We start from the raw sequence: 25980 nt of genomic DNA on the forward strand, positions 1-25980 counted from the left end.
TTCCCCCTTGATGGGGGAAGGGTTGGGGATGGGGGGTGATGCTGAGCCGGCCGCCGCGCCCGGCATCAAGCGCCGTAGTCACCCCCACCCCTGCCCCTCCCCCATCAAGGGGGAGGGAGAGATCTTCAGAGCCCTGCAATCTCCCCCACCACCTTCAGCGCCGCCTCGCGCGGATCGTTGGCCGCCGTGATCGGGCGGCCGCAGACGAGGTGGCTGGCGCCGGCGCGGATGGCGGCTTCGGGGGTGGCGGCGCGGGCCTGGTCGTTCTTGGCCGACCAGAAGGGGCGCACGCCGGGGGTGACGATCAGGAAGTCCGGTTTCCCGGCCCCCTTGGCGATCTCGCGGGCCAGGGCGGCCTCGTGCGGGCTGGAGACGATGCCGTCGACCCCACACACGATGGCCTGGCGCACGCGTCGCTCGACCAGGTCGCGGGCCCCGAAGGCGTAACCCATCTCGACCAGGTCGGCGTCGGTCAGGCTGGTCAGCACGGTCACCGCCAGGATCTTAAGCGAGGAGTCGCCGCGCGCCTTGACGGCGGCCTGCATCACCTGCGGTTCGGCGTGGACGGTCAGCAGGTCGCAACCGCTCTGGGCCAGCACGCGGGCCGAGCGTTCAACCGTCGCGCCGATGTCGTGCAGCTTCCAGTCCAGGAAGATCGACTTGCCGCTGGCTTTGAGTTCGTGGGCCAGGGTCATGCCGTCGCTGGCCAGCAGCTCGAGGCCTATCTTGTAGAACGACACCGCGTCGCCCAGGCGCTGGACCATGTCGCGGGCGTCGTCGACGGTCGGCAGGTCCAGCGGAACGATCAGGCGCGGATCGGCGGTCATGTCTTTGCCCCCAGGGGTTGGCGCGCGCGATCGTCCGCCCTAGGAAGGGCTAAGTTTCTGGCGCATCGATAAAGGTAGGGACGTCGAATGACCGAGGCCAAACTCGCCGTCAACTTCTTCGTCGCCCTGTTCGCCCTGATCGACCCGATCGGCAACGTGCCTTTGTTCGCCGCCGCCACCCTGGGCGCGGCCGCGGCGGGCCGGCGGATGGTGGCCGTCTATATCGGCCTGTTCGTCGCGGCGTTCCTGATCTTCTTCTTCTTCACCGGCGTGGGGTTGCTGGCGTTCTTCGGCATCTCGATGCCGGCCTTCCGCATCGCCGGCGGCGTCATCCTGTTCATTCTGGGCCTGGACATGCTGCGTGACGACTTCACCACGATGTTCGCCGACGCGGCCGAGGGCATCGAGGGTCAGTCGGCGCGGGTCTATGCTCAGAAGCGCTTCGAGCGCCTGATCGTGCCGTTCGCCATGCCGCTGCTGATCGGGCCGGGCGCGATCTCGACGGTGATCATCTACGCCGCCGAGGCCAAGCCGTTCGGCTGGGCGGGCGTGGGCCTGGGCGTGGCGGTGATCTCGGCGGTGTCGCTGGTGCTGGTGGCGGTGTTCTGGGCCGCGCCGCTGATCAGCCGGGTGCTGGGCCGGATCGGCATGAGCATCGTGGTGCGGGTCCTGGGCCTGATCCTCTGCGCCCTGGCGGTGCAGTTCGTGCTGATCGGCGTCGGCGACGCCACGCGCGGCCTGGTCCGTCCGGACGCCCAGACCCCCTACGCGGAGACGAAATAGTCATGCCCTCTCCCGCTCACGACGCCGATGTCATCATCGCCGGGGCCGGCATGGCCGGTTCCACCCTGGCGCTTGCTTTGGCGTCGGGCGGCCTGCGGCCGCTCCTGATCGACCCTCAGCCGTTCGAGGCCCAGCTGGCCCCGACCTTCGACGGGCGCAGCTCGGCCATCGCCTATTCCTCGTTCCGCCAGTGGCGCACGATCGGGGCGGGCGAGGCCCTCGGCCCCCACGCCCAGCGCATCGAGCAGATCCTGGTCACCGACGGCCGCGCGCCCAGCGCCGCGGCCCGCAAGCCTTCGGCCGCCTTCCTGCGCTTCGACAGCAGCGAGATCTCGGGCCGGATCGAGGGGGAGCCGCTGGGCTACCTGATCGAGAACCGCCGTATTCGCCAGGCCCTGGCCCAGGCGGTGACCGAAAGGCAAATCCCGGTCATCGCGCCGATGTCGGCCAAGGGCCTGGCGGTCGACGCCGCCGGCGCCCGGCTGACCCTGGCCGACGGCCGGGTGCTGTCGGCCCCGCTGGCGGTCAGCGCCGAGGGGCGGGGCTCGGTGCTGCGCCGCGCGGCGGGTATCGGCGACATCGGCTGGAGCTACCGCCAGAGCGGCGTCGTCGCCACGGTGCGCATGCAGCGTCCGCACGAGGGCGTGGCCCACGAATATTTCCTGCCCAGCGGCCCGTTCGCCATCCTGCCGCTGACCGACAACCGCGCTAGCCTGGTCTGGACCGAGAGCACCGCGCGTGGCGAGGCCTTGCGCAACGCCTCGCCCGAGGCCTTCCACGCCCACCTGATGCGCCGGTTCGGCGACTTCCTGGGCGAGGTGTCGATCGAGGGGCCGACCTTCGTCTATCCGCTGTCGCTGTCGCTGGCCGAGCGCATGGTCGCGCCGCGCCTCGCCTTGATCGGCGACGCCGCCCACGGGGTGCACCCGATCGCCGGACAGGGCCTGAACCTGGGTCTGAAGGACGCCGCCGCCCTAGCCGAGGTGCTGGTCGAGGCGATCCGCAACGGCGAGGATATGGGCGCCGAGGCCGTGCTGGAGCGTTACGCCCGCTGGCGGCGGTTCGACACGGTCAGCAACGCGCTTGCCTTCGACGCCTTCGTGCGGATCTTCTCGAACGACAACCCGCTGATGCGCCTGGCGCGCGGGGCCGGCCTGGCGGTGGTCAACCAGATCGCCCCGGCCCGGCGGTTCTTCATGCACGAGGCTGGCGGTGGCGTGGGCGACCTGCCCAAGCTGCTGCGGGGCGTGGCGCTTTAACTACGCGTCCAGCTCGCGGGCCTCTTCCGGCAGCATGATCGGCACGCCGTCGCGGATCGGATAGGCCAGCTTGGCCGAGCGGCTGATCAACTCGCCCTTGGCGCGGTCATATTCCAGCGGACCCCGGGTCACGGGGCACACCAGCACTTCCAGCAGGCGCGGATCGACGTCGACAATCGGGGCAGGGGCTTCGCTCATGCGCCCTCTCTACTGGATCGAATGCGGTTCGTCATCGTCGCTGGCGGCCGCATCGATCTCCAGCAGGGCGGTCAGGGTCGCCTTGCGTTCGAAGATCGTCTCGGCCTCGAGCAGGGCCTGCTTCTCCAGGGGCTCGAACGGCAGGGCCATGGCCAGGCTGTTGATCAGGGCGTCCGACGGCGCGCTCTCGGCGTCGCCCCAGTCGATCGCCAGGCCGCGGTGGTCGAGGTAGCGGCGCAGGGCGACCAGCAGCCGGTCGATGTCGGCGGCGGTGCGGACTCCGGCGGCGTCCTCGCGCAGGTCGGGCTCGAACGGGGTGAAGTCGGCGCGGACCTGGCGATAGGGCGTGCGCACCGGCAGTTCCTCGCCCGCCCGGAAGCGGCAGACGCCGGTCAGGGTGATCAGGTAGCGGCCGTCGCTGGTCTCGGCGAAGCTGGTCACGCGGCCGGCGCAGCCCACCGGCGCCAGGGCCGGCCGCTCGTTGTCGGCGGCCTGGTGCGGCTTGGTCTGGATCATGCCGATGATCCGCTCGCCCGACATCGCGTCGTCCAGCATGTTCAGGTAGCGCGGCTCGAAGATGTTCAGGGGCAGCTGGCCGCCGGGCAGCAGCAGCACCCCGTCCAGCGGGAATACCGGGATCACCAGCGGCAAGTCTGCGAGCTTGCGATAGTTCCCCTGCATGGACGCTCCTGGTCTAGCTGAAGAGAAGGGTCGACAGCTTGCGTCGACCTTGCTTGGCCGTTTCGGACGTCGGGCCCGCGGCCTCGAACACCGTCAGCAGTTGCTTGCGAGCGGCGTCGTCGTTCCACGTACGCTCGCGCGCTATGATGGCCAGAAGGTGGTCGGCGGCCTGGTCCAGGCGCCCGGCCCCGGCCAGGGCCTTGGCCAGCTCGAAGCGGGCCTCGTGGTCGTCGGCGTCGGCGGCCAGGCGCTTTTCGAACTCGGCCGTCTCGGACGGGGCGTCCTCGGCCAGCGCCAGGGCGGCGCGGGCGGCGTCGAGGTCGGGGTCCTTGGCGTCGGCGGGGGCCATGGCGACCACCTCGGCCGCGCCTTCCAGGTCGCCGCCCAGCAGATAGGCGCGGGCCATGCCGCCCAGGGCCTTGATGTTCTCGGGATCGGTCCGCAGCGCCTGGGCGAAGGCCTGGGCCGCGCCGCCAATGTCGCCGATCTCCAGTGATTCCTTGCCCAGCGCGATCAGGTCGTCGATGGCGCTGGGACCGGCCGGACCGCTCAGCTTCTCGACGAAGGCCCGGACCTGGCTCTCGGGCAAGGCGCCCTGGAAGGCGTCCACCGGGCGGCCGTCGACGAAGGCGTAGACCGTCGGGATCGACTGCACGCGCAGCTGGCCGGCGAAGCCCGGATTGGCGTCGACGTCGATCTTGACCAGCTTGACCGCGCCATTGGCCGCGCCGACGACTTTCTCAAGAGCGGGCGTCAGCTGGCGGCACGGGCCGCACCAGGTGGCCCAGAAGTCGACGATGACGGGCTGGGTCTTCGAGGCCTCGATGACGTCAGCCATGAAGCTGTCGTCCGTGCCGTCCTTGATGTGCTCGTTCTTGGCCGAGGCGGTGGGGGCAGCGGGCTTTTCGCCGATCAGGGACATCGGGTCTCTCGTATACTCAAGGCAGGGAACGCGTCAGCCGCCAAGATGGTCCCTGGCGGCCGCTCGCGCAACATTCGGTTCGCGTGTCAGGCGAGAGTGAGGGTCTCGAAGTCGACGATCATCGGCTCGATCCCCAGCGCGGCCAGGAACTTGCGGAAGTCGGCCTGGCTGACCGCCGTGGTGGCGTCGTTGCCCAGCGGGTGGAAGTTGACCGGATCGCTCCGCGCCAGCGCCTTGTCGAGCACGAAGCGCAGGCGCTTTTCCGTGTCGTTGATCAGGCCGAAGGCGGTGACCGAGCCCGGCGTCACGCCCATGGTCTGGACCATCATCTCCTGGGGGCCGAACGACAGCCGGCCCGAGCCGATCACGTGGTGCAGCCTCTTCAGGTCGATCGTCGTCTCGCCCAGGGCCGAGATCAGCCACAGCTGGCCCTTGGCGTCCTTGAGGAACAGATTCTTGGTGTGGCCGCCGGGCAGGGCCTTCTTGATCTCGAGGCCTTCCTCGACGCGGAACACCGGCGGGTGGTCCAGCGTGGACGACTGGATTCCGTGGGCCTCGAAAAAGGCGAACAGGTCGGCTCTGGTCTTCATGAGGCTCTACTAGACGGCCCGAGGCAGGCAGGGCTAGACCTGAGGAATAGCTAGGGCAGGAAGAACAGCAAAGGACCGGCATGGAACTGGAGTGCTATCCCACCGAGAACCGTCCGCCGGAAATCGTGCCCGGCCGGCCGCAGCGCGCCTGGATGGATCGGTTCGCCGAGCGCCATCCCTATCGCTGCCTGCCGCTGACCATGGCCAACACCACCGGCTGGGACATCATCTGCCCGGTCGGCTTCTCGATGACCTGGGACGGCGGGGCGCACCAGGAGTGCATCAAGTTCCAGCCCGACCATCCGTATCCGGGCTTCACCGACTTCGTGAAGTCGCACTTCACCCGCGGCGTGGTGACCTTCCATACCGGCTATCTGTTCCGCACCCCGCCCGGCTGGTCGCTGATGGCCATGGGGCCGCCCAACCACGTCAAGGACGGCGTCCAGCCGCTGGCTGGGGTGATCGAGACCGACTGGCTGCCGTTCCCGTTCACGATGAACTGGATCTTCACCCGCCCCGGCACGGTGCGGTTCGAGAAGGGCGAGACCTTCTGCTTCATCATGCTGATCCAGGACAAGCCGATGGAGGCCTTCCAGCCGGTGATCAAGTCGATGAACGCCAATCCCGAACTGCGCCGCCAATACGACGTCTGGGCCGAGAAGCGCAGCGAGTTCAACAAGCTGATCTTCAACCGCGACCCGGAGGCGACCAAGGAGGCCTGGCAGCGGTTCTATTTCAAGGGCGAATACCCCGAGGAGATCGCGGCCGAGGCGCCCAGCCACCACGTCAACAAGCGGCGGATGAAGTCGCCGAAGGTGGGGGTGTAGGGAGCAGTAGATCCTCCCCTGGCGTGGGGAGGATTTCATTCAGAGCACTCTGCTTGACAGAGCGCCTCCGCCGTGACCAACTCTGCATTACAGAGTTCTCTGAACATGGAGGCTGTGATGACGAGCGTATCCAAGCACGAGGCCGAGGCGGCCCTGTCGCAGATCGACAGCGTGACCCGTCGGGGCATGGCGCTGAAAAGCTACCGGTACGCCGGCCCGATTCTGATGCTGTGGGGTGTGATCTGGGGGCTGGGTTATCTGGGCATGGCCCGGCTTGTACCGGAGTACTGGGGCTGGATGTGGGGCGGGCTGGACGTCTTCGGAGTCGGCGGCACGTTGCTGCTGTCGTCCCGGATCAAGTCCGCCGTCGGCGGGGCGTCCGGCCAGACCTGGCGGATCAGCATGGGCATGGCCGCGTGCGTGGCCTTCATCCTGGCGATCGTGGCGGTGTTTCCCAAGACCGAGCTCTTGCCCTACATCGCCCTGCCGGGCCTGTTCGTGGGCTTCATCTACACGGTGATGGGCGTGGTGATGGCCGCCTGGCGCTACGCGCTGATCGGCGCGGCGGTGTTCGTGGCGACGCTGTTTGGCTACTACGCCTGGCCCGCGCACCTGGCCGAGTGGCTGGCCCTGGTCGGTGGGGGCGGGCTGTTCCTCAGCGGCCTGTGGCTGAGGAGCGCGTGACGATGGCTGGGCTCGACGATGTGATCCACCAGCCGTTGCGGCTGAAGATCATGGCCGCCCTGGCGGCCGAGAGGGGCCAGCCGCTGGACTTCCCGCGCCTGAAGACGATCACCGAGGCCACCGACGGCAATCTGGGCAGCCATCTGGCGACCCTGGAAAAGGCCGGCTACGTGGCGATCGAGAAGGACTTCGTCGGCAAGCGTCCTCGCACCCAGGCGCGGCTGACGCCGGAAGGCCGAAAGGCCTTCCGGGCGCACGTCGAGTATCTGCGGGCGGTGGTGGAGGCGGCCGAGGAGCTTTAGCTCCCCAGCATGTTGCCGTAGCCGATGACGATGGTCGCGCCGACCAGCAGGGCCACGCCGCTCCAGACCATGTTGCGCACGGCCGGACGGGCGTCCTTCCACTCCTTGAAGGCGAAGCCCCACAGGGTGCCGAAGATGATGATGCTGGCCATGTGCAGGGTCCAGCTGGAGAAGCCGAACTTGCCCATCTGGCTTTCGCCCATCGTGTAGAAGAAGAACTGGAAGTACCAGGCGACGCCGGCCAGGGCGCACAGCAGGTAGTTGGCCAGCAGCGGGGCCTTGGCCTCGCCCGTATCGGCCTCGCCAGTCTTGCCGAGCCATTGGCCGGCCGACTTGTTGCGGATGATCAGGCCGGCGCACCAGACGCCGTTGGTGATCAGGCCGCCGAACATGACCAGGCACAGGGCGGGCAGGCCGGTCCACAGCGGACCCGTGCCGGCCGCGGCCGACAGCGCCTTGATCGGCTCGCCGGCCGCGAGGCCGAAGGCGAAGCAGGCCGACATGATCCCAGAGAAGATCGCCACGGCGACGCCCTTCTTGAAGTCGAACTCGGCGACGGCCTCCGCCTTCTGGTCCGGCGACAGGTCGGCGTCCTTCTTGGCGCCCGCCATGGCCACCACGATGATCCCGGCCAGGGTCATCAAGAGGCCCAGCAGGATGATCTTGCCCGAGGTCGAGCCCAGCAGGGTCTGGGCGAAGGTTCCGCGCACGATCGGCGGGATCAGGGTCCCGAACACCGTGCACAGGCCCAGCACCACGGCCATGCCCAGCGACAGGCCCAGATAGCGCATGGTCAGGCCGTAGGTCAGGCCGCCGAAGCCCCAGAGCACGCCGAACAGCACGCACAGGCCCACGACGTTCGACGGCACCTGGGACATGACGCCCATCAGGTCGTTGGTGCGGATCGAGGCGAACAGCCACGGGGCCAGCAGCCAGGAGAAGATCCCCCCGGTCAGCCAGTAGATCTCCCAGGACCAGCGCTTCACGCCGCGATAGGGGACATAGAAGCTGGCCGAGGCGAGACCGCCCAGCCAGTGGAAGAGAACGCCAAGCAACGGATTCATGCGCGCGCCTCACAGGGCGTCTTGCTGGCTGCCGTCATCGTTTCCTCCATCATGCGCGTCTCAAGATGTGAGACGGTTTTCTACATGATGGAGTCTTTTCACCGGAAAGCAAAGGCTAGACCGCCTTCACCGCCGAGACGATCGACTTCACCACCTTGGTCACCAGGGCCGGGTCGTCGCCTTCGGCCATGATGCGGATCAGGGGTTCGGTGCCCGAGGCGCGGACGACGATGCGGCCCGAGCCGTTCAGCTGGCTCTCGCCGTCGGCGATGGCCTCCTTGACGGTCTTGGCCTCCAGCGGCTTGCCGCCGGCGAAGCGGACGTTTTCCAGCAGCTGCGGCACCGGCTCGAACTGGCGGCCCAGCTCGCTCATCGGCTTGCCGCTCTGGATCATCACCGCCAGCACCTGCAGGGCGGCGATCAGGCCGTCGCCGGTGGTCGAGAAGTCCGACAGGATCAGGTGGCCCGACTGTTCGCCGCCGACATTGAAGCCGCCCTCGCGCATGCGCTGCATGACGTAGCGATCGCCGACCGAGGTGCGCTCCAGCGTCAGGCCCAGGGCGTTCATCTGGCGCTCCAGGCCCAGGTTCGACATCACCGTGGCCACGACCCCGCCGCCCTTCAGCGCGCCGGCGGAGGCGAAGGCGGCGGCGATGATGGCCATGATCTGGTCGCCGTCGACGACCACGCCCTTCTCGTCGCAGATCACCAGGCGGTCGGCGTCGCCATCCAGGGCGATGCCGATGTCGGCGCGGTACTCGCGGACCATCTTGGCCATGGCCTCGGGATGGGTCGAGCCGCACTCCTCGTTGATGTTGGTGCCGTCCGGATTGTCGCCCAGGGCGATGACCTCGGCGCCCAGTTCATAGAGGGCGGTCGGGGCCACCTTGTAGGCGGCGCCATGGGCGCAATCGATGACGATGCGCAGGCCCGACAGGTTCAGGTGGCGCGGGAAGGTCGCCTTGACGATCTCGACATAGCGGGCCTGGGCGTCGTCGATGCGCTTGACGCGGCCCAGCTCGCGCGGGGTGGCGAGACCTTCCTGCAGGCCCTCGTCCATCAGGGCCTCGATCTTCAGCTCCTGCTCGTCCGACAGCTTGTAGCCGTCGGGGCCGAACAGCTTGATGCCGTTGTCGGCGAAATTGTTGTGCGAGGCCGAGATCATGATGCCGAGGTCGGCGCGCATCGAGCGGGTCATCATGGCCACGGCCGGGGTGGGCAGCGGGCCGAACAGCCGCACGTCCATGCCGACGCTGGTCAGGCCTGCGACCAGGGCCGGCTCGATCATGTAGCCCGACAGACGGGTGTCCTTGCCGATCACCACCAGGTGGCGGCGCTCGTCCTGCGAGCGGAACAGCTTGCCGGCGGCCAGGCCGACGCGCAGGGCGACCTCGGCCGTCATCGGATGCTTGTTGGCCTGGCCCCGAATGCCGTCGGTGCCGAAATAGGCGCGCTTGCTCATGGTCTTGCCGATCTCTTCAGGGCGTCTCTTCAGGACCGCGAAACGATCCGAAATGCAGATTTATGGGAAGCGGTCTTGAGCGAGTGCTAAAGGCCGCTTCGAAAGTCTCGTCGGCCAGGGATAAGCCGGCTGACGCGTTCTACAAGGGATCATGGCCCATGTGCGGCATTATCGGCATCGTCGGAAAAGAGCCCGTCGCCGACCGTCTGATCGAAAGCCTCAAGCGGCTGGAATATCGGGGCTACGACTCGGCCGGGATCGCGGCCCAGATCGATGGAAAGCTGGAGCGCCGTCGCGCGCCGGGCAAGCTGCGGGAGCTGGAGAGCGTGGTCGCCCATGAGCCGTTGGTCGCCACCACCGGCATCGGCCACACCCGCTGGGCCACCCACGGCGCCCCGACCGAACGCAACGCCCACCCGCACATCGTCGGCCGCGTGGCGGTGGTTCACAACGGCATCATCGAGAACTTCGCGGAGCTGAAGGCCGAGCTGATCGCCACGGGGCGCACCTTCGCCAGCGACACCGACACCGAGGTCGTCGCCCACCTGCTGGACGCCGAGCTGGCCACGGGCCTGGCGCCGCTGGAGGCCTTCCAGGCGACCCTGGCGCGCTTGCGCGGCGCCTTCGCCCTCTGCATCCTGGTCGGTGGCGAGGACGAGACCATCCTGGCCGCCCGCAACGGCCCGCCGCTGGCCATCGGCTACGGCCAGGGCGAGATGTTCGTCGGTTCCGACGGCCTGGCCCTGGGTCCGTTCACCAACCGCATCGCCTATCTGAACGACGGCGACCACGCGATCGTCGACCACGCCGGCGCGCGGATCTTCGACGCCACGAACACGCCCGTCGACCGCCCGATCAAGATCGTCCCGGCCTCGGCCGTGCTGATGGAGAAGGGCAACTACCGGCACTTCATGGAAAAGGAGATCCATGACCAGCCGGAGGGCTGCCAGCGCACCATCGCGGCCTATGTCGACGCCATCGAGAACCGCGTGGCGGTCAGCGGCGACATCGACTGGAACGGCCTGGACCGTATCCAGATCGTCGCCTGCGGCACGTCCTACATCGCCGGCATGATCGGTCGTTACCTGATCGAGCAGCTGGCCGACCTGCCGGTGGACGTCGAGATCGCCTCGGAGTTCCGCTACCGCCAGCCGGCGATCCGCAAGGACGCGCTGGTCATCGCCATGTCGCAGTCGGGCGAGACGGCCGACACCCTGGCGGCCCTGCGCTACTGCCAGGAGCGCGGCATGAAGAGCGCCGTGGTCGTCAACGCCACGGAATCGACCATGGCCCGCGAGGTCGACGTCGTGTGGCCGATCCACTGCGGTCCCGAGATCGGCGTGGCCTCGACCAAGGCCTTCACCGCCCAGGTCAGCGTGATGATCGCCATCGCCGTGGCCGCCGCCAAGGCGCGCGGGACCATCGACGAGGCCGAGGAAAGGCGCCTGGTGAAGGTGCTGCTGGAAGCCCCGCGCCTGATCGCCGAGGCCATCGGCCTGGAAGACGCCATCAAGGACATCGCCGCCGAGGTCGCCAAGGCCCGCGACGTGCTCTACCTGGGCCGCGGCCCGATGTCGGCCCTGGCCCTGGAAGGCGCGCTGAAGCTGAAGGAAATCAGCTACATCCACGCCGAGGGCTATGCCGCCGGCGAGCTCAAGCACGGCCCGATCGCCCTGGTCGACGACCAGACCCCGATCGTCATCCTGGCGCCCTACGACGCCTGGTTCGAGAAGTCGGCCTCGAACATGAGCGAGGTGATGGCGCGCGGCGGCCAGGTGATCTTCATCACCGACACCGAGGGCGCCAAGCACGCGCCGGCGGGGGCCAAGGTGGTGGTCACGGCGCCCGCCTCGGACCCGCTGGTCTCGACCCTGGTGATGTCGGCCCCGATCCAGCTGCTGGCCTACCACGTCGCCGTGGTGAAGGGCGCGGACGTGGATCAGCCGCGGAACCTGGCCAAGTCGGTGACGGTGGAATAGCGCCTAGGCGTTCAGCCGCGAGTGCTTGCGCGAATAGCCGAAATAGATCGCGCAGGCGCCCGCGACCCAGACCGCGAACAGCAGCCAGGTGTCCAGCGGCAGGCCGATGATCAGATAGCCGCAGAAGGCCACGCTGAGCGCCGGGACCACCGGGTACAGCGGGACCTTGTAGCCGCGCGGCAGCTCCGGCTGGGTGCGGCGCAGGATGATCACGCCCAGCGAGACGATGGCGAAGGCGATCAGGGTGCCCATGCTGGTCAGGTTGACCAGCACGTCCAGCGGCACGAAGGCGGCCAGCACGGCGATGAAGGCCGCGACGATATAGGTGTTGAGGTCCGGGCTGTGGGTCTTGGGGTCCAGGCGCTGGAACAGCTTGGGCAGCAACCCGTCGCGGCTCATGGCGTAGAGGATCCGCGTCTGGCCGTACATCACCACCAGGGTGATCGAGAAGATCGACACGATCGCCCCGACGCACAGCACCAGTGAGGTCCAGGACGCGCCGGTGAGATTCCGCAGGATCACCGCCAGCCCCGCCTCCTGGCCGGCGAAGGCGGTCCAGGGCTGCGCTCCGACGGCGGCCAGGGCCACCAGGATGTAGATGGCGGTGACGATCAGCAGCGACAGCACGATGCCCAGCGGCAGGGTCTTGCGCGGGTCCTTGACCTCCTCGCCGGCCGTCGAGACCGCGTCGATGCCGATGTAGGAGAAGAAGATCGACGAAGCCGCCGCGCCCACGCCCGCCACGCCCATCGGCATGAACGGCGTCAGGTTGTCGGCGTGGAAGCCGCTGAAGGCGATGACCACGAAAAACAGCAGCACCAGCAGCTTCAGCACCACCAGGATGGCGTTGATCGTGGTCGACTCCTTCACGCCGCGCAGCAGCAGGATCATGCAGGCCCCGACCAGCACCACGGCCGGCAGGTTGACCACCCCGCCCGCGCCGGGAGCCTTGGCGATGGCGTCGGGCATCTTCACGCCGATCAGGTCGACCAGCATCTCGTTCAGGTACTGCCCCCAGCCCACCGCGATGGCCGAGGCCGAGACGGCGTATTCCAGCAGCAGGCACGCGCCGACGATGAAGGCGACGAACTCGCCCAGGGTGGCGTAGGCGTAGGAATAGGACGAGCCCGACACTGGAATGGTCGAGGCCAGCTCGGCGTAGCACAGGGCCGTCAAGGCCGCCGTGACGCCGGCCAGCACGAACGAGACGATCACCGCCGGACCAGCGGCGGGCACGGCCGTGGTCAGGGCCACGAAGATGCCGGTGCCGATCGTCGCGCCCACGCCCAGCATGGTCAGCTGGAAGAGGCCGATCGTACGCGGCAGGCTTTCGGGCGGATGCTCGCCCTCGAGCTGGGCGACGGGCTTGCGGCGGAAGAGATCGGCCGCGCGAAACGGGGACATGGCGTGTCCTTGGGAAGGTCAGGCGGCGCTAATAGCCGCGCCTTCCACGCCAAGCAACCAGCCTCCCCGGACACATCCGATCATCCCGGCGAAAGCGGGGATCGTCGGTATTGGGGTTATCCCGCGGTCTTCAGCAGGTAGTCCCGCGTCAGGGGAACCGCGTCGCGCTTTTTCGCCAGCTGGATCTGGAAGACCATGTGGCCGCCGTGCCGGAAGCCCAGCTCCGCGCCGGCCAGATAGAACTCCCACATCCGCCGGAACCGGCCGTCGAACATCGTCGGGATGTCGGGATCGGCCATGAACCGCTCGCGCCAGATGCGGCAGGTCTCGGCATAGTGCAGCCGCAGGATCTCGACGTCGGTGATCCACAGGCCCGCCCGCTCAATGGCCGTGACGATCTCCGACAGACCGGGGATGTAGCCGCCCGGGAAGATATATTTCTGGGTGAAGGCGTTGGTCGCGCCCGGGCCGTGCATCTTGCCGATCGAGTGGACCAGGGCCACGCCATCCTCGTCCAGCAGCCGGGCGATGGTCTCGAAATAGGTCAGGAAGTTCGGCGCGCCCACGTGCTCGAGCATGCCGACCGAGACGATACGGTCGAATTTCTCGTCGAGGTCGCGATAGTCGGTCAGGCGGAAGTCGGTCTTGTCGGCCAGGCCCGCCTTCTCGGCGCGTTCCTTGGCCAGGGCTAGCTGCTCGGTGGAGAGCGTGACCCCCGTCATCCGGGCCCCGAAGTCCTTGGCCAGGGTCATCGACAGGCCGCCCCAGCCCGAGCCGATGTCCAGGGTCTTCATGCCCGGTTGGATCAGGAGCTTGCGACCGATCAGGGCCTTCTTGGCTTCCTGGGCCTCTTCCAGCGTCATGTCCGGACGCTCGAAATAGGCGCAGCTGTACTGCATGTCGGTGTCTAGGAACCGCCGGTACAGCTCGTTCGACAGGTCGTAATGGTGCGAGACGTTGCGGCGCGAGGCCACGCGGTCGTTGACCTGCTGGATTCGCCGCTTCAGCGCCTTGCGAAAACGCGTCAGGGCCGAGCCGCGCTTGGGTTTGCGTCCGCCGCTCTCGCCGACGATGGTCAGCAGCTGGTCGATCGTCCCCTGCTCGAAGACGATATCCTCTTCCATGTAGCCTTCGCCCAGGCCCAGGCTGGGATTGGCCAGGCGGCGCAGGCCGCGCCCGTTGACCCGGATGACGACGGGTGGTCCCGTGCCGTCCCCCGCCTTGACGACCCGACCCCCGGGCAGGCGCGCCGTGAAGTCACCGGTCTTGATCATCTTGCTGAGCAGGGCTTCGATCATGGGGGTAATCTAAGCTCAAGTTCGTCCGCGACAACCTGTCGCATACGGAGGAAATGCGAGATGTCGAGCGATAGCCTGGTCGTCAGCCGCGCCGGCCCGGCCCAGGCGCCGATCATCGCCAACCTGATGCAGCTCTACATCCACGACTTTTCGGAGCTGTGGTTCGACCGCGCCGGCGAGGGCGAGCTGGGGCCGGACGGGCGCTATTCCGGCTATCCGGGTCTGGACACCTACTGGACCGATCCGACGCGCGAACCCTGGCTGTTCCGGGTCGACGGGCTGCCGGTGGGTTTCGCCCTGGTCAATGACGTGGCCCACGCCCCGACCCCGATCGACCGCGCGGTGGCCGAGTTCTTCGTGGTCCGCAAGCACCGCCGGCGTGGGGTGGGGATCGCCGCCGCCCACGCCCTGTTCGCCAGCGCCTGGGGCGTGTGGGAAGCGGCGGTGGTCCGCCGCAACGCCGGCGCCATGGCCTTCTGGCGCCGCGCGGCGGCGACCTATCCCGGCGTCCGCGACCTGGTCGAGGAAGACCGCCACGATACGCGCTGGGACGGGTCGGTGCTGCGGTTCAGGGTGGGTTAGAGCTTCCGCAGCTCGGGGCAGGCGTCGGGTTCGGCCGTCCAGCTGATGCTGGCGATCTTCCAGGCCCCGTCCTGCTTGGCGAGCGTGAAGACGTCGATGCCGCAATGCAGGGTCTTGCCGTCGCGCGAGACTTCGTAGGGCGCGGTCACCGTGGCCAGGGCGCCGCGGCGGATGATCACCGGCGACCACATCCATTCCTTGACGCCCGGGTCGGCGCGCTTGCCGAAGCTGTCTTCGAAGGCGACGCGGCCGATCTTGACCGAGCCGTCGGGCTGCTGGCGCACGCCCATGAACTGGGCGCCCGGCAGGACCGTGGCGCGCATCGCCTCGGGGCTGGCCTTCTCCATGCCGTCGAAAAAGGCCTGGGCGACCGCCAGGACGGCCTTGTCCTCGGACTCGGCCTGCGGCGGCGGGGCGGCGGTCTGGACGAGGGCGGCGATCACGAGGGCGAGCATGGCGGTCTCCAAAAGGTCTAGCTGAGCATGCCCCAGCAGATGGCGGCCTGTCCGCCCCAATAAAGGAACCAGACGGCCCAGGCGCTCAGGCGCGGCGAACCGAAGAGCTTGGCGTTCTTGAAGAGGTCGAAGGACAGGATGGCGTCCGAGGCCATGAAGGCCAGGGCCCCGGCGGTCGCCGGCCAGGCGCTCTGGGGCAGTAGCAGGCTGGTCACGACCATGCCGACGATGGCCAGGACGTAGACGGTCACCGGGATCCGCAGCTTGCCCAGCGACCCCCACAGCGACCGCAGCATCAGACCCGCCACGGCGCCGATTCCGGCGGCGGCCGGCCAGAACCAGGCGGGCGGCGCGCCCTCGCGCTCCAGGAACAGCGGGATGTAGACGAGATGCCCGACCAGAAAGGCGCCGAGACCGGCCGGCAGCCAACGTTTGGGATCTCCCGCCAGGAAGGTGTCGCCCAGGGCGCAGAACGCGAGGGCCAGGGCCAGCAGCACCGAGCCGCCGTCCAGATAGGCCAGCACGGCCAGGGCCGCGACGGCGCTGGTCTTGACGACCGTCCGGAGGACGGACACCGGTTGATGAACCAAGACCAGGCCGTAGGCGAGGGCGCTACCCGCCGCGATCGCCCACAGGAGGGTCTCAGGCGTCATCGGAGAGTTTTCGCAGGAAGGCCTGGGCGGCCTCCTTGTGGCGCGGCTTCACGGTCCTGCCGAGGATGGCCACCAGGGTCGCGAACACCGCCGCGTCGTCGGTGAAGCCGATGGCCGGCAGGATGTCGGGGATGGCGTCCACGGGCAGCACGAAATAGGCCAGGGCCGCCAGCATCATGCCCTTGGCCGCCGTGGGCGTCTCGGGATCGCGGGCGCACCACCAGACCGACAGGGCGTCGGACGCGAACGGGATCTTGGCGGCGACCTTGCGGATCTTGGGCAGGAAACCCTCGCGCACCCGTTCCTCGTTGACCTTCACGGTCTGGGGGACCAGGGCCTTTTTCGGATCCAGCACCTCGTTGACGTTTACGTCGGGGGACGGTTTGGCGTCGCGGCTCATCGGTTTAAACCCTCACAGAGCGTGGCAGCCGAAAGTGGATGCCGGTTTCGGCGTCTGCCACGCTCCAACGTTCAAATGAGCCTGTTCATCCATTTCGGATGTCCATCCGAAATGGACAGGCTCAAGCACGATCCTAAACGCTGCAAACGCGAACCCAAGGGGAAACGTCCATGAAACTCGACAACACCGTCGCCGCCGTCGTCACCGGGGGCGCTTCGGGCCTCGGCGAAGCCACCGCCCGCGCCCTGGCCGCCCAGGGCGTCAAGGTCGCCATCTTCGACATGAACGAGACTCGCGGCGAAGAGGTCGCCAAGGAAATCGGCGGCGTGTTCTGCAAGGTCAACGTCACCAGCGACGCCGATGTCGACGCCGGCTTCGAGAAAGCCCGCGCCGCCCACGGCCAGGAGCGGGTGCTGGTCAACTGCGCCGGCACCGGCAACGCGGCCAAGACCGCCAGCCGCGACAAGACCACCGGCGAGACCAAGCATTTCCCGCTCGACGCCTTCGACCGCATCATCCAGATCAACCTGGTCGGCACGTTCCGCTGCATCGCCAAGTCGGCCAAGGGCATGCTGGACCTGGCGCCGCTGGAAGACGGCGAGCGCGGCGCGATCGTCAACACCGCCTCGGTAGCGGCCGAGGACGGCCAGATGGGCCAGGCGGCCTATTCGGCGTCCAAGGGCGGCGTGGTCGGCATGACCCTGCCGATCGCCCGCGACCTGATGGGCGAGGGCATCCGCGTCAACACCATCCTGCCGGGCATCTTCAACACCCCGCTGATGAACAACGCGCCGGAAGCGGTGAAGGCTGGCCTCGCGGCCAGCGTGCCGTTCCCCAAGCGCCTGGGCTTGCCGGAAGAGTACGCCCAGCTGGCGGTGACCATGATCACCAACGGCTACTTCAACGGCGAGGACGTGCGCCTGGACGGCGGCATCCGCATGGCGCCGCGTTAGGCAATAAAAAGCCCTCCCCCTTGATGGGGGAGGGTTGGGTGGGGGTGAGATAGGGCGCTGCAAGCTGAACCGCCGCGGCGCCCCCATCCCCGACCCTTCCCCCATCAAGGGGGAAGGGGGATTATTTCCCCGGCATCGGCCGCTGGATCGAGCTGGCCAGGTTGCTCATGATCTCGCGGGCGTCGTAGGCGCGCGGGTCGCCTTCCGGCTTCCTGCCCTTGTGCATCACGATCTCGGCGCCGGCCTCGAACCGCTCGATGGTGCGGATCTGGGCGCGGTCGGCGAAGAAGGGGTCGCCCCAGAACGGGTCCCAGGTGCGCCAGCCATAGCCGCCGCCGTAATAACGCCAGGACGGGCGCCAGTAGCCGTACGGGTAACCGTAGCCGAAGCCGGGTCGCATGAACGGATCGGGCTCGACATACGAGCGGGCCGTGCGATCAGTGCGGTGGTCGGCGGTCTCGAACCAGTCGTAACCCTGCTGCACGGTCAGTTCAGCCGAGCGGAACAGCAGATAACGTTCGACCGTCTCGCGCGACGTCAGGCTGTTGCCGGCGAAGCTGACACGATAACGATCGCCCTCCAGCTTCTGCTCGGAAAAGCCGCCGGTGGTCGAGCCGGAGGTGACACGGGGTTGATAGGGCGTGGGCGTCGCGCAAGCCGCTAAGGTCGCGGCGAGAGCCAGCGACGCGGCTAAGGCGACCTTCTTCATGGACATGATCTGCTCCTTCAAGCGGAGTCCTCGGTGTTTAGGACAACTCTGGCCGGGCTTTGTGGTTTCGCCAAGGCGCAGTTTGATACGGCGCTGAAACCAATCACCCTCGGGATACAATAAGTACGGCGGCCATGATCAGAAGGACGCCCACCAGAATCGAAAAGATCCGGCGGAAGCCCGGCGCGTTCATCCGGGTCGACAGCGCCGCCCCGCCCAGGCCGTAGGAGGACATGCTGATCAGGTCCATGCCGATGGTGGCGCAGGCGAACATGATCAGCTGCGGGACCAGCGGCCGCTGGACGTCCAGGAATGGCGGCAGCACGGCCGAGAAGAACAGCAGGATCTTCGGATTGGCGATCTGGACCATGAAGCCGTCGAAGAAGGCCGAGCGGGCCCGTGGTCCATTGGCCCGCACCGTGGCGCTGGCGTGGCTCTCGACGTTCTTGATCCCCGCCCACAACGACTTCAGCCCCAGCCAGACCAGATAGGCCGCGCCAACCAGGGCCAGCACGTGGAAGGCCTTGGGAAAGGCCAGGATCAGCGCGCCCAGGCCCAGGGCCGAGCCGCTGAACCACACCAGGGTGGCGGTGTTCATGCCGACCACGCTGATCAGCGCCGCGCCCTTGCCGCGCTCCATGCCGGTGGCGATGGCGAACAGGTTGGCCGGGCCCGGCGTGATGGCCATGACGAACATGGCGACCAGGAAGGCGCCGTAGCGGGCGGGATCGACGGGCAGGTGGTCCATGGCGCGGATATAGGCCTCCGCGCCAGAACCGTCCAAGGCCTAGCTAGTTGCCGATGACGATGAACACCCAGATCGCCCGGCCCAGGGCGCCGAACAGCAGGATGGCGGTGGCCAGGGCCTGGATGATGAAGCCGACCTCACGTTTCTTGGGATCGGCGGCATAGCCCAGGGCGTAGACGATCCGGCCCAGCATCCAGACCACGCCCAGGGCGGCGGCGATCAGGTCGTTCCAGTAGATGGCGAACAGCCACAGCGAAGGCAGGTAGATGACCAGCCACTCGACGGTGTTGGCCTGGACACGCAGGTGACGCTCCAGCTCCGGATCGCCGCTCATGGCCGGGGCGTCGATGCCGGACCGCCGGCGCGCGCCGGGAATGCGCAGGATCATCCAGACATAGACCAGCAGCGACAGCAGGGTGACGATCGCCACCAGCGCGTGGGATTGATGCATCTTTTTGTGTTCCTCCCGCGGACTCCCGCCGCTTCAGGGGAGACCCTAGCCGTATTCGTCCTGAGTTTGCACGTGTTCCGCCGCCGCTTAGACAAAGGCGTCGCCTGCGCGGCGAGCGGCGCCCTAGGAACTCCATCGGCCGCCATTCGCTCTTAGGCTGACGATCCTCATTCGCGGAGGCTTGAAGCCATGCGTGTGGACTCCACGGCGATCACCGAGATCGACTACACCCCCGAACACGGCAAGCTGTTCGTGACCTTCCACGACGGCGACGAGTACGTCTATGTCGGTGTCCCCGAACGGGTCAGCCAGGCGTTCTTCCGCGCGCCCTCCAAGGGGCGGTTCTTCCAGCGGATCATCCGGGATCGCTATCCGTACAACCGAGTGTAGTCTTGCGCTCAAGGGTTGAGTTGGGTTAGCGTCCCTCTCCAAGAGGAGACGCCGATGCGCATTCCGACTTCAGCTCTTCTGGCCAGCGGCGCGATCCTGGCGATCGCGGGCGCGGCCTTCGTGTTTCAGGCCGTGGCGATGGGCGTCGATCGCGCGCCGCCGCCGAAGACCTTCACGCAGTATGGCCAGACCTACCAATGGGGCGTGGCGCACGGCGTGACCGGTGGTTTGATCATGAGCGGTCCCCCGCGCGCGGACGGTTCGAACGTGGGCTTGGTGCTCACCTGCTCGGGACTACGGTCGGGCGGCGTCGTGGCCCATCTCTACGAGCCCCAGGTCGATGCGGTTCAACTGCGCGTGCGCACACAGGACACGGTATTCCGCGTGCGACGCGGCATCGAAACCTTCAAGGGCCGCAGCTATGTGGACGGGCAGGGCGACATGCCGGACGGCTATCTTCGGTCGCTGGCCACCACCCCGACGGTGTCGGTCGAATATGGTGACAGGGTCACGGCCTTCCCCGGGCCCGGCAAGGCCCTGGCGCAGCACTTCGGCCGCTATTGCGCCGAGCTAGCCCGCACGGCGTCGCACGACGAATAACGAAAAACGCCCCAGCCATCGGCCGGGGCGTTCTCGTATCCGGATGGATCGGAAGGGCGTCTAGCCGCGCTTGTCGCGCTTGGCCAGCACGCGCAGGCGCAGGGCGTTCAGCTTGATGAAGCCGCCGGCGTCGCGGTGGTCGTAGGCGACCTTGCCTTCCTCGAAGGTGACCAGATCCTGGTCGTACAGCGAGTAGGGGCTGCTGCGGCCGATGACCGTGACATTGCCCTTGTACAGCTTCACGCGCACCAGGCCGGTGACCTTCTGCTGGCTGTAGTCGATGGCCGCCTGCAGCATCTCGCGTTCGGGCGTGAACCAGAAGCCGTTGTACACCAGCTCGGCGTACTTCGGCATCAGCTCGTCCTTCAGGTGCATGGCGCCGCGGTCGAGGGTGATGCTCTCGACGCCGCGGTGAGCGGCCAGCAGGATGGTGCCGCCCGGGGTCTCGTAGACGCCGCGCGACTTCATGCCGACGAAGCGGTTCTCGACCAGGTCCAGGCGACCGATGCCGTTGTCGCGGCCCAGCTCGTTCAGCTTGGTCAGCAGGGTGGCCGGGCTCATCGCCACGCCGTCGATGGCGACGGGGTCGCCCTTCTCGAAGTCGATGGTGATGATGGTCGGGGCGTCCGGCGCGTCCTCGGGAGCGATCGTGCGCATGTGGACGAACTCGGGAGCCTCGACGGCCGGGTCTTCCAGGACCTTACCTTCCGAGCTCGAGTGCAGCAGGTTGGCGTCGACGCTGAACGGCGCCTCGCCGCGCTTGTCCTTGGTGATCTGGATCTGGTGCTTCTCGGCGAAGTCCAGCAGGGCCTCGCGGGACTTGAAGTCCCACTCGCGCCAGGGGGCGATCACGGTGATGTCGGGCTCGAGGCCATAATAGCCCAGCTCGAAGCGGACCTGGTCGTTGCCCTTGCCGGTCGCGCCGTGGCTGACGGCGTCGGCGCCCATCTCGCGGGCGATCTCGATCTGCTTCTTGGCGATCAGCGGACGCGCGATCGAGGTGCCCAGCAGGTACTGGCCTTCGTACACCGTGTTGGCGCGGAACATCGGGAACACGAAGTCGCGCACGAACTCTTCGCGGACGTCCTCGATGAAGATGTTCTCGGGCTTCACGCCGGCGGCCAGCGCCTTGGCGCGCGCCGGTTCGATCTCTTCGCCCTGGCCCAGGTCGGCCGTGAAGGTGATGACCTCAGCGCCGTACTCGGTCTGCAGCCACTTGAGGATGATCGAGGTGTCGAGACCGCCCGAATAGGCGAGCACGACCTTCTTCACGGACTTGTCGGCCATGAGGGAGTCCTTCCGGAGAGAAACACAAAGTCGCGCGCCTTCAACGGGATCAGGGCGCGCCGGTCAAGCGCCAAATGGGGCGCTTTAAAGCTGACCTTCGTCCTGCAACGTCTTGATGACGAACCGCAGGTGGAAAAGCTGCGACAGCGCCAGGCTGGCGGCGATGGTGGCGCGGACCAGGAAGATGATCGTCGCCCGGGTCGGGTCGTCGGTGAACGTCGCCTGGGTCAGGGTGAACGACAGCAGGACGACGATCGACAGGATCGGGATGCTGAGCAGGCCCACGGGTTTGGGCGCGCGCCAGGTCGGCTTGCCGTCGAAACCCCATTGCATCGGGATGGCGACGTCCTTGGGGATGCGTTTCCAGGCGCCTTGGGCGGTGGCGGCGATGATGGCCAGGGCGGCGATCGAAAGACCGTCGCCCAGCACGCGCAGGGTCGTTTCCATAAGCCGGTACTTTAGCCCTTAAACCGTGACCTGGGCGCCCAGCTCGACCACGCGGCCGGGCGGAATCTTGAAGAAGTCGGTCGGATTGGCGGCGTTCTTCATCAGGTAGATGAACAATCGGTCCTGCCACAGCGGCATGCCGCTATTGGCCGACGGCACGATCGAGCGGCGCCCCAGGAAGAAGCTGGTGGCCATGATGTCGAACTTCAGCCCCTGCTTGCGGCACACGGCCAGGGCCTTGGGGATGTTCGGGCTTTCCATGAAGCCGTAGTTGACGATGACCTTCTTGAAGTCGTCGTTGACCTTTTCGATCTTGACCCGGTCCTCCTCGTTGACGCGCGGCGTCTCGGTGGTGCGGACGGTCAGGATGACGTTGCGCTCGTGCAGCACCTTGTTGTGCTTGAGGTTATGCATCAGCGCGACCGGGGTCATTTCCGGGTCGGACGTCAGGAAGATCGCCGTGCCAGGGGCGCGGTGCGGGGCGCGGGCGCGCAGGATCTCCATCAGGTCGACCAGGGGCACGCTGTCGCGGCGGGTCTTGGCGGTCAGGATCCCGGCGCCGCGGGTCCAGGTCCACATGATCAGCACCAGCACGGCGCCGAACACCAGCGGCAGCCAGGCGCCGTCCGGGATCTTCAGCATGTTCGAGGCGATGAACACCAGATCCAGCGCCACCAGCGGGATCAGAAGCAGACCGGTCTGCCACAGGGACCACTTCCACACGCGGCGGATGACGACATAGGCCAGCAAGGTGTCGACGAACATCGCGCCGGTGACGGCGATGCCGTAGGCGCTGGCCAGCTTGTGCGAGCTCTGGAACATGAACAGCAGCACCAGCACGCCGATCAGCAGGAACTGATTGACGGCGGGCACGAAGATCTGGCCGGCCTGGGTCTCGGACGTGCGCTTGATCTCGATGCGGGGCAGCAGGCCCAACTGCACGGCTTGCTGAGTCATCGAGAAGGCGCCGGTGATCACCGCCTGGCTGGCGATGACGGTGGCGATGGTGGCCATGATCAGCACGGGCCAGTAGGCGAACTCGGGCACCATCTCCCAGAACGGGTTGCGGCCGGCGGCAGGATTGTCCAGCACCATGGCGCCCTGGCCCAGATAGTTCAGGGCCAGGCACGGGAAGACCAGGCACAGCCACGAGGCCTGGATCGGGCGCTTTCCGAAGTGGCCCATGTCCGCGTACAGCGCCTCGGCCCCGGTCACGACCAGGAACACGCTGCCCAGGATCACGAAGCCGATGAAGCCGTTCTCGAACAGGAAACGGAGGCCGTACCAGGGATTGAAGGCGCGGAAGATCGACGGGTCGTCGGTCAGGTGCAGCACGCCCAGGGCCCCCAGGATCAGGAACCAGGCCGCCGTGATCGGCCCGAACAGCGAGGCCATCTTGTGGGTGCCGCGCGACTGGACCGCGAACAGCAGGATCAGGATGCCGGCCGAGATCGGTACGATATAGGGCGACAGGCTATGGCCCAGGCCGGGCGCGTCCTTCAGGCCTTCCACCGCCGAAAGCACCGAGATGGCCGGGGTGATGATGCCGTCGCCGTAGAACAGCGCCGCGCCGACCACGCCCAGGAAGAAGATCGCCACCGAGCGCTTGCGGCCGGTATTGCCCAGGGCTTTCTGGGCCAGGGCCATCAACGCCAGGGTGCCGCCCTCGCCCTTGTTGTCGGCGCGCATGAAGAAGATGACGTACTTGATCGTCACGAACAGGGTCATGGTCCACAGGACCAGCGACACCACGCCCAGCACCGCGTGCTCGGTCGACGCCGACGAGCGGGCGTGGCTCAAGGCCTCGCGCAGCGCGTACAGCGGGCTGGTGCCGATGTCGCCGAACACGACGCCGATCGAGCCCAGGGCCAGGGCGAAGAAGCCGTGTCCCTTGGGCCCATGATCATTGCCGCCGCCGTTTTGGGCGGCGCCGTCCTGTTGCGGAATGTCGGTAGAGGCGGGCGCGCAATCGTTGCCGGCAGCGCTGGAGGCTTCGGAAGCCATTCAATCCCTCCGGGCGGCCCTCTCGCAAAATGCGGTTGGCCAACCCATATCGATCAAGCGCGGCGCGATACACCCAATCCGCGACGGGTTCAATCATCCCCTGACGTAGCCCCTCTTAAGAAGGAATGGGCTCCGTTGCGAGGATGAAACAGTTTTCAGTTGAACGCGCGGGCGACAACCTTACGTTCCCAGGCGATATGTCTGACAGTCAGAAATTTCCCGTCGCGGCCCATGCCTTGGCCTATCTGGCGCACAAGGAGGCGTTTTCCGCCGACCGCGCCGTGGCCAGCGCCGAGCTCGCCGCCTCGGTCCCGACCAATCCGGTCGTGGTCCGCCGGGTCACCGCCATGCTGGGCAAGGCGGGACTGATCGGCGCGCGCGCCGGCGCCAACGGCGGCGCCTGGTTGCTGAGGCCCGCCGATACGATCACGCTCGACATCGTGCTGAAGGCCGTCAACGGTTGCGCCCACCTCGGCGTCGCGCCCAAGGGCGTGAAGGGCTGCCCGGTGGGGGAGAAGATCCCCGACGCCGTCCGCTCGGCCATCCAGGCCGCCGACCGCGCGGCGCACGAGCGTCTGGGCCAGATCACCGTGGCCGACTTGCTCAACGGCGCGCATGAGGCGGTCGAGGGCTGCTGAGCCCTATTCCGCCGCCGCGAGCGTGAGCCGCCGCTGCTGGCGTGCGTCGATCGCCGCCACCACCCAGATCGCGAAGCCGCCCATGGCCAGGGCCACGCCGACCCAGCCGGTCGACGCCCAGCCATGGCCGGCGGCGATGGCCAGGCCGCCCAGCCAGGGGCCGAGCGCGTTGGCGAAGTTGAAGGCCGAGTGATTCAGGGCCGCGGCCAAGGTCTGGGCCTCGCCCGCCACGTCCATCAGCCGGGTCTGCAGAGCCGCGCCCAGTCCGCCGCCGCAGCCGATCAGGAAGACCACCGGCAGCAGGGTCCGCAAATCTCCGATCGCCAGCGGATATAGCGCCAGAGCCCCGGCGCTCCACAGCAGGATGGCGCCGATGGCCGGCATCAGGGCGCGGTCGGCGGCCCAGGCGCAGACCAGCGTGCCCACCGTCATGCCCGCCCCGAACACCGCCAGCACCACCGGCAGCATGGCGGGCGAAGCGTGGGTGACGTCGATCAGGGTGTTGGCCAGATAGGTGTAGACGCAGAACAGGCCGCCAAAGCCGATCGCGCCGATCGCCAGGGTCAGCCAGACCCGGCCCTTGGCCAGGGCCGACAGCTCGCGCAGCGGGCTGGCGTCGGCGTCGGCCGGGACACGCGGGGCGTACAGCCACACCGAAAGCGCGGTCAGGCTGGCCAGCACGGCGACGATCACGAAGCCCCAGCGCCAGCCGATCCACTGGCCCACGACATTGGCCATCGGCACGCCGACGATGGTGGCGATGGTCAGGCCGATCATCACCATGGCCACCGACTGGGCCCGCTTCTCCGGCGGCGCGACACTGGCGGCGACCAGGGCCGCGACGCCGAAATAAGCCCCGTGCGGGAGCCCGGAGAAGAACCGGAAGGCGATCATCCAGCCGAAGTCGGGGGCGAGGGCGGACAGCAGATTGCCGACGGCGAACACCGCCATCAGCACCGTGAGGATCACCCGGCGGGGCAGGCGTGCGGCGCCCACCGCGATCACGGGGGCTCCGACCACCACGCCCAGGGCATAGGCGCTGATCGCGTGACCCGCCGTGGGCGCGTCGACGCCCAGGTCCCTGGCGAAATAGGGCAGCAGGCTCATCGACGCGAACTCGGTCGTGCCGATCGCGAAGCCCCCAAGGGCCAGGGCGGCGAGGACGAGGCCGGGGTGGACGGTCTTGGTGGTCATGTCGGCGCCTCACACACACACGTGGCGCAACACGGACGCGACGCGTCGAAACGGCGCGCCGGAGATCATGCTGCTGGCAGAAGTCCCTTCTGCATAAAGAAATGACAACGTTGTCGCAAGCGGCGTAGGCATTTCGTCGTTCGGCCAGAAACCGCTTTCAGCGCCACTGATTCCGACCCACAGAAAAAT

The 25980-nt window shown here is 67.6% G+C and carries 30 protein-coding genes; 11 read left to right on the top strand and 19 right to left on the bottom strand.

Annotated elements, in window-relative coordinates:
• Positions 1 to 125: 125 nt before the first annotated feature.
• Positions 126 to 827: an orotidine-5'-phosphate decarboxylase gene (gene pyrF, locus ACW173_RS08255; RefSeq protein WP_492084499.1), complete on the bottom strand. Its 702-nt coding sequence runs from the start codon at positions 825 to 827 to the stop codon at positions 126 to 128.
• Between the two features lie 87 nt (positions 828 to 914).
• Between pyrF and ACW173_RS08260 the strand changes: the two genes are divergently transcribed.
• Positions 915 to 1610, top strand: coding sequence for a MarC family protein (locus tag ACW173_RS08260; RefSeq protein ID WP_492084501.1), 696 nt, complete (start codon positions 915 to 917; stop codon positions 1608 to 1610).
• 2 nt (positions 1611 to 1612) lie between these two features.
• On the top strand, positions 1613 to 2869 hold the full coding sequence (locus ACW173_RS08265) for a UbiH/UbiF/VisC/COQ6 family ubiquinone biosynthesis hydroxylase (RefSeq protein WP_492084503.1): 1257 nt from the start codon (positions 1613 to 1615) through the stop codon (positions 2867 to 2869).
• On the opposite strand, the gene ACW173_RS08270 is transcribed toward ACW173_RS08265, so the two are convergent.
• The 4 genes from ACW173_RS08270 to ACW173_RS08285 all read right to left on the bottom strand — a co-directional run bounded on the left by ACW173_RS08270 (position 2870) and on the right by ACW173_RS08285 (position 5260).
• On the bottom strand, positions 2870 to 3067 hold the full coding sequence (locus ACW173_RS08270; RefSeq protein ID WP_492084504.1) for a Trm112 family protein: 198 nt from the start codon (positions 3065 to 3067) through the stop codon (positions 2870 to 2872). It lies immediately after the preceding gene.
• A 9-nt stretch (positions 3068 to 3076) separates the two neighbouring features.
• Positions 3077 to 3748, bottom strand: a complete 672-nt coding sequence (locus ACW173_RS08275) for an LON peptidase substrate-binding domain-containing protein (RefSeq protein ID WP_492084506.1) — start codon at positions 3746 to 3748, stop codon at positions 3077 to 3079.
• A gap of 13 nt (positions 3749 to 3761) precedes the next feature.
• Positions 3762 to 4670, bottom strand: a complete 909-nt coding sequence (locus ACW173_RS08280) for a tetratricopeptide repeat protein (protein ID WP_492084507.1) — start codon at positions 4668 to 4670, stop codon at positions 3762 to 3764.
• Between the two features lie 86 nt (positions 4671 to 4756).
• On the bottom strand, positions 4757 to 5260 hold the full coding sequence (locus tag ACW173_RS08285) for a prolyl-tRNA synthetase associated domain-containing protein (protein ID WP_492084509.1): 504 nt from the start codon (positions 5258 to 5260) through the stop codon (positions 4757 to 4759).
• Positions 5261 to 5340: 80 nt separating this feature from the next.
• On the opposite strand from ACW173_RS08285, the gene ACW173_RS08290 reads away from it, so the two are divergent.
• The 3 genes from ACW173_RS08290 to ACW173_RS08300 all read left to right on the top strand — a co-directional run bounded on the left by ACW173_RS08290 (position 5341) and on the right by ACW173_RS08300 (position 7073).
• Positions 5341 to 6087, top strand: a complete 747-nt coding sequence (locus ACW173_RS08290; RefSeq protein WP_492084510.1) for a DUF6065 family protein — start codon at positions 5341 to 5343, stop codon at positions 6085 to 6087.
• Positions 6088 to 6204: 117 nt separating this feature from the next.
• Positions 6205 to 6771, top strand: coding sequence for a hypothetical protein (locus ACW173_RS08295; RefSeq protein WP_492084512.1), 567 nt, complete (start codon positions 6205 to 6207; stop codon positions 6769 to 6771).
• Positions 6772 to 6773: 2 nt separating this feature from the next.
• Positions 6774 to 7073, top strand: a complete 300-nt coding sequence (locus ACW173_RS08300; protein WP_492084513.1) for a winged helix-turn-helix domain-containing protein — start codon at positions 6774 to 6776, stop codon at positions 7071 to 7073.
• On the opposite strand, the gene rhaT is transcribed toward ACW173_RS08300, so the two are convergent.
• Both rhaT and glmM read right to left on the bottom strand, forming a co-directional pair.
• Positions 7070 to 8137: an L-rhamnose/proton symporter RhaT gene (rhaT, locus tag ACW173_RS08305; protein ID WP_492084515.1), complete on the bottom strand. Its 1068-nt coding sequence runs from the start codon at positions 8135 to 8137 to the stop codon at positions 7070 to 7072. The genes ACW173_RS08300 and rhaT overlap by 4 nt on opposite strands.
• 115 nt (positions 8138 to 8252) lie before the next feature.
• Positions 8253 to 9599 (bottom strand): phosphoglucosamine mutase, encoded by a 1347-nt coding sequence (gene glmM / locus ACW173_RS08310; protein WP_492084517.1) that lies wholly within the window; start codon positions 9597 to 9599, stop codon positions 8253 to 8255.
• A gap of 158 nt (positions 9600 to 9757) precedes the next feature.
• Between glmM and glmS the strand changes: the two genes are divergently transcribed.
• Entirely contained in the window at positions 9758 to 11578 is a 1821-nt protein-coding gene (gene glmS / locus ACW173_RS08315; protein ID WP_492084518.1) for a glutamine--fructose-6-phosphate transaminase (isomerizing), read from the top strand.
• Between the two features lie 3 nt (positions 11579 to 11581).
• Here glmS and ACW173_RS08320 read toward each other — a convergent pair whose 3' ends face one another.
• Positions 11582 to 12982, bottom strand: coding sequence for an amino acid permease (locus tag ACW173_RS08320; RefSeq protein WP_492084520.1), 1401 nt, complete (start codon positions 12980 to 12982; stop codon positions 11582 to 11584).
• Positions 12983 to 13098: 116 nt separating this feature from the next.
• The gene (locus ACW173_RS08325; protein ID WP_492084522.1) at positions 13099 to 14280 is read right to left on the bottom strand and encodes a class I SAM-dependent methyltransferase; all 1182 of its coding nucleotides are present in this window, start codon (positions 14278 to 14280) and stop codon (positions 13099 to 13101) included.
• 60 nt (positions 14281 to 14340) lie between these two features.
• Between ACW173_RS08325 and ACW173_RS08330 the strand changes: the two genes are divergently transcribed.
• The gene (locus tag ACW173_RS08330; protein ID WP_492084524.1) at positions 14341 to 14862 is read left to right on the top strand and encodes a GNAT family N-acetyltransferase; all 522 of its coding nucleotides are present in this window, start codon (positions 14341 to 14343) and stop codon (positions 14860 to 14862) included.
• Here ACW173_RS08330 and ACW173_RS08335 read toward each other — a convergent pair.
• The 3 genes from ACW173_RS08335 to ACW173_RS08345 are packed head-to-tail and all read right to left on the bottom strand — an operon-like array spanning position 14859 to position 16370.
• Positions 14859 to 15317, bottom strand: coding sequence for a nuclear transport factor 2 family protein (locus tag ACW173_RS08335; protein WP_492084526.1), 459 nt, complete (start codon positions 15315 to 15317; stop codon positions 14859 to 14861). The two genes, ACW173_RS08330 and ACW173_RS08335, sit on opposite strands and share 4 nt — an antisense overlap.
• A 17-nt stretch (positions 15318 to 15334) precedes the next feature.
• Positions 15335 to 15970, bottom strand: a complete 636-nt coding sequence (locus ACW173_RS08340) for a lysoplasmalogenase family protein (protein ID WP_492084527.1) — start codon at positions 15968 to 15970, stop codon at positions 15335 to 15337.
• Positions 15960 to 16370: a YkvA family protein gene (locus tag ACW173_RS08345; RefSeq protein WP_492084529.1), complete on the bottom strand. Its 411-nt coding sequence runs from the start codon at positions 16368 to 16370 to the stop codon at positions 15960 to 15962. The genes ACW173_RS08340 and ACW173_RS08345 overlap by 11 nt, the downstream gene beginning before the upstream one ends.
• A gap of 170 nt (positions 16371 to 16540) precedes the next feature.
• Between ACW173_RS08345 and ACW173_RS08350 the strand changes: the two genes are divergently transcribed.
• Positions 16541 to 17323: an SDR family NAD(P)-dependent oxidoreductase gene (locus ACW173_RS08350; RefSeq protein WP_492084531.1), complete on the top strand. Its 783-nt coding sequence runs from the start codon at positions 16541 to 16543 to the stop codon at positions 17321 to 17323.
• 121 nt (positions 17324 to 17444) lie between these two features.
• Here the strand turns inward: ACW173_RS08350 and ACW173_RS08355 are convergent, their stop codons facing one another.
• From ACW173_RS08355 to ACW173_RS08365, 3 genes are all read right to left on the bottom strand, one after another.
• Positions 17445 to 18038 carry a CC0125/CC1285 family lipoprotein gene (locus ACW173_RS08355; RefSeq protein ID WP_492084533.1) on the bottom strand — a complete coding sequence of 198 codons (594 nt, stop codon included), beginning with the start codon at positions 18036 to 18038 and terminating at the stop codon, positions 17445 to 17447.
• A 97-nt stretch (positions 18039 to 18135) separates the two neighbouring features.
• Positions 18136 to 18780 carry a LysE family translocator gene (locus ACW173_RS08360; RefSeq protein ID WP_492085947.1) on the bottom strand — a complete coding sequence of 215 codons (645 nt, stop codon included), beginning with the start codon at positions 18778 to 18780 and terminating at the stop codon, positions 18136 to 18138.
• 43 nt (positions 18781 to 18823) lie between these two features.
• Entirely contained in the window at positions 18824 to 19231 is a 408-nt protein-coding gene (locus tag ACW173_RS08365) for an MAPEG family protein (RefSeq protein WP_492084534.1), read from the bottom strand.
• Positions 19232 to 19420: 189 nt separating this feature from the next.
• Between ACW173_RS08365 and ACW173_RS08370 the strand changes: the two genes are divergently transcribed.
• Positions 19421 to 19621 (top strand): KTSC domain-containing protein, encoded by a 201-nt coding sequence (locus ACW173_RS08370; protein ID WP_492084536.1) that lies wholly within the window; start codon positions 19421 to 19423, stop codon positions 19619 to 19621.
• A gap of 54 nt (positions 19622 to 19675) precedes the next feature.
• A complete protein-coding gene (locus tag ACW173_RS08375) occupies positions 19676 to 20221 on the top strand; it encodes a hypothetical protein (protein ID WP_492084538.1) in 546 nt (181 codons plus the stop codon).
• A gap of 60 nt (positions 20222 to 20281) precedes the next feature.
• Here ACW173_RS08375 and ACW173_RS08380 read toward each other — a convergent pair whose 3' ends face one another.
• From ACW173_RS08380 to ACW173_RS08390, 3 genes are all read right to left on the bottom strand, one after another.
• Positions 20282 to 21508, bottom strand: a complete 1227-nt coding sequence (locus ACW173_RS08380) for an argininosuccinate synthase (RefSeq protein WP_492084539.1) — start codon at positions 21506 to 21508, stop codon at positions 20282 to 20284.
• An 84-nt stretch (positions 21509 to 21592) separates the two neighbouring features.
• Entirely contained in the window at positions 21593 to 21955 is a 363-nt protein-coding gene (locus ACW173_RS08385; RefSeq protein ID WP_492084541.1) for a hypothetical protein, read from the bottom strand.
• Between the two features lie 18 nt (positions 21956 to 21973).
• Positions 21974 to 23959 (bottom strand): potassium transporter Kup, encoded by a 1986-nt coding sequence (locus ACW173_RS08390; protein WP_492084543.1) that lies wholly within the window; start codon positions 23957 to 23959, stop codon positions 21974 to 21976.
• A gap of 197 nt (positions 23960 to 24156) precedes the next feature.
• On the opposite strand from ACW173_RS08390, the gene ACW173_RS08395 reads away from it, so the two are divergent.
• Positions 24157 to 24597 (top strand): Rrf2 family transcriptional regulator, encoded by a 441-nt coding sequence (locus ACW173_RS08395; RefSeq protein ID WP_492084544.1) that lies wholly within the window; start codon positions 24157 to 24159, stop codon positions 24595 to 24597.
• Positions 24598 to 24600: 3 nt separating this feature from the next.
• Here ACW173_RS08395 and ACW173_RS08400 read toward each other — a convergent pair whose 3' ends face one another.
• Positions 24601 to 25791, bottom strand: coding sequence for an MFS transporter (locus ACW173_RS08400; protein WP_492084545.1), 1191 nt, complete (start codon positions 25789 to 25791; stop codon positions 24601 to 24603).
• Positions 25792 to 25980 lie beyond the last annotated feature (189 nt).

The organism is Caulobacter sp. ALps2, from assembly GCF_058681635.1.

Excerpts from the sequence above, each read along its gene's own strand:
- pyrF (WP_492084499.1), bottom strand. The coding sequence starts at position 827 with ATGACCGCCGATCCGCGCCTGATCGTTCCGCTGGACCTGCCGACCGTC.
- ACW173_RS08260 (WP_492084501.1), top strand. The coding sequence starts at position 915 with ATGACCGAGGCCAAACTCGCCGTCAACTTCTTCGTCGCCCTGTTCGCC.
- ACW173_RS08265 (WP_492084503.1), top strand. The coding sequence starts at position 1,613 with ATGCCCTCTCCCGCTCACGACGCCGATGTCATCATCGCCGGGGCCGGC.
- ACW173_RS08270 (WP_492084504.1), bottom strand. The coding sequence starts at position 3,067 with ATGAGCGAAGCCCCTGCCCCGATTGTCGACGTCGATCCGCGCCTGCTG.
- ACW173_RS08275 (WP_492084506.1), bottom strand. The coding sequence starts at position 3,748 with ATGCAGGGGAACTATCGCAAGCTCGCAGACTTGCCGCTGGTGATCCCG.
- ACW173_RS08280 (WP_492084507.1), bottom strand. The coding sequence starts at position 4,670 with ATGTCCCTGATCGGCGAAAAGCCCGCTGCCCCCACCGCCTCGGCCAAG.
- ACW173_RS08285 (WP_492084509.1), bottom strand. The coding sequence starts at position 5,260 with ATGAAGACCAGAGCCGACCTGTTCGCCTTTTTCGAGGCCCACGGAATC.
- ACW173_RS08290 (WP_492084510.1), top strand. The coding sequence starts at position 5,341 with ATGGAACTGGAGTGCTATCCCACCGAGAACCGTCCGCCGGAAATCGTG.
- ACW173_RS08295 (WP_492084512.1), top strand. The coding sequence starts at position 6,205 with ATGACGAGCGTATCCAAGCACGAGGCCGAGGCGGCCCTGTCGCAGATC.
- ACW173_RS08300 (WP_492084513.1), top strand. The coding sequence starts at position 6,774 with ATGGCTGGGCTCGACGATGTGATCCACCAGCCGTTGCGGCTGAAGATC.
- rhaT (WP_492084515.1), bottom strand. The coding sequence starts at position 8,137 with ATGAATCCGTTGCTTGGCGTTCTCTTCCACTGGCTGGGCGGTCTCGCC.
- glmM (WP_492084517.1), bottom strand. The coding sequence starts at position 9,599 with ATGAGCAAGCGCGCCTATTTCGGCACCGACGGCATTCGGGGCCAGGCC.
- glmS (WP_492084518.1), top strand. The coding sequence starts at position 9,758 with ATGTGCGGCATTATCGGCATCGTCGGAAAAGAGCCCGTCGCCGACCGT.
- ACW173_RS08320 (WP_492084520.1), bottom strand. The coding sequence starts at position 12,982 with ATGTCCCCGTTTCGCGCGGCCGATCTCTTCCGCCGCAAGCCCGTCGCC.
- ACW173_RS08325 (WP_492084522.1), bottom strand. The coding sequence starts at position 14,280 with ATGATCGAAGCCCTGCTCAGCAAGATGATCAAGACCGGTGACTTCACG.
- ACW173_RS08330 (WP_492084524.1), top strand. The coding sequence starts at position 14,341 with ATGTCGAGCGATAGCCTGGTCGTCAGCCGCGCCGGCCCGGCCCAGGCG.
- ACW173_RS08335 (WP_492084526.1), bottom strand. The coding sequence starts at position 15,317 with ATGCTCGCCCTCGTGATCGCCGCCCTCGTCCAGACCGCCGCCCCGCCG.
- ACW173_RS08340 (WP_492084527.1), bottom strand. The coding sequence starts at position 15,970 with ATGACGCCTGAGACCCTCCTGTGGGCGATCGCGGCGGGTAGCGCCCTC.
- ACW173_RS08345 (WP_492084529.1), bottom strand. The coding sequence starts at position 16,370 with ATGAGCCGCGACGCCAAACCGTCCCCCGACGTAAACGTCAACGAGGTG.
- ACW173_RS08350 (WP_492084531.1), top strand. The coding sequence starts at position 16,541 with ATGAAACTCGACAACACCGTCGCCGCCGTCGTCACCGGGGGCGCTTCG.
- ACW173_RS08355 (WP_492084533.1), bottom strand. The coding sequence starts at position 18,038 with ATGTCCATGAAGAAGGTCGCCTTAGCCGCGTCGCTGGCTCTCGCCGCG.
- ACW173_RS08360 (WP_492085947.1), bottom strand. The coding sequence starts at position 18,780 with ATGGACCACCTGCCCGTCGATCCCGCCCGCTACGGCGCCTTCCTGGTC.
- ACW173_RS08365 (WP_492084534.1), bottom strand. The coding sequence starts at position 19,231 with ATGCATCAATCCCACGCGCTGGTGGCGATCGTCACCCTGCTGTCGCTG.
- ACW173_RS08370 (WP_492084536.1), top strand. The coding sequence starts at position 19,421 with ATGCGTGTGGACTCCACGGCGATCACCGAGATCGACTACACCCCCGAA.
- ACW173_RS08375 (WP_492084538.1), top strand. The coding sequence starts at position 19,676 with ATGCGCATTCCGACTTCAGCTCTTCTGGCCAGCGGCGCGATCCTGGCG.
- ACW173_RS08380 (WP_492084539.1), bottom strand. The coding sequence starts at position 21,508 with ATGGCCGACAAGTCCGTGAAGAAGGTCGTGCTCGCCTATTCGGGCGGT.
- ACW173_RS08385 (WP_492084541.1), bottom strand. The coding sequence starts at position 21,955 with ATGGAAACGACCCTGCGCGTGCTGGGCGACGGTCTTTCGATCGCCGCC.
- ACW173_RS08390 (WP_492084543.1), bottom strand. The coding sequence starts at position 23,959 with ATGGCTTCCGAAGCCTCCAGCGCTGCCGGCAACGATTGCGCGCCCGCC.
- ACW173_RS08395 (WP_492084544.1), top strand. The coding sequence starts at position 24,157 with ATGTCTGACAGTCAGAAATTTCCCGTCGCGGCCCATGCCTTGGCCTAT.
- ACW173_RS08400 (WP_492084545.1), bottom strand. The coding sequence starts at position 25,791 with ATGACCACCAAGACCGTCCACCCCGGCCTCGTCCTCGCCGCCCTGGCC.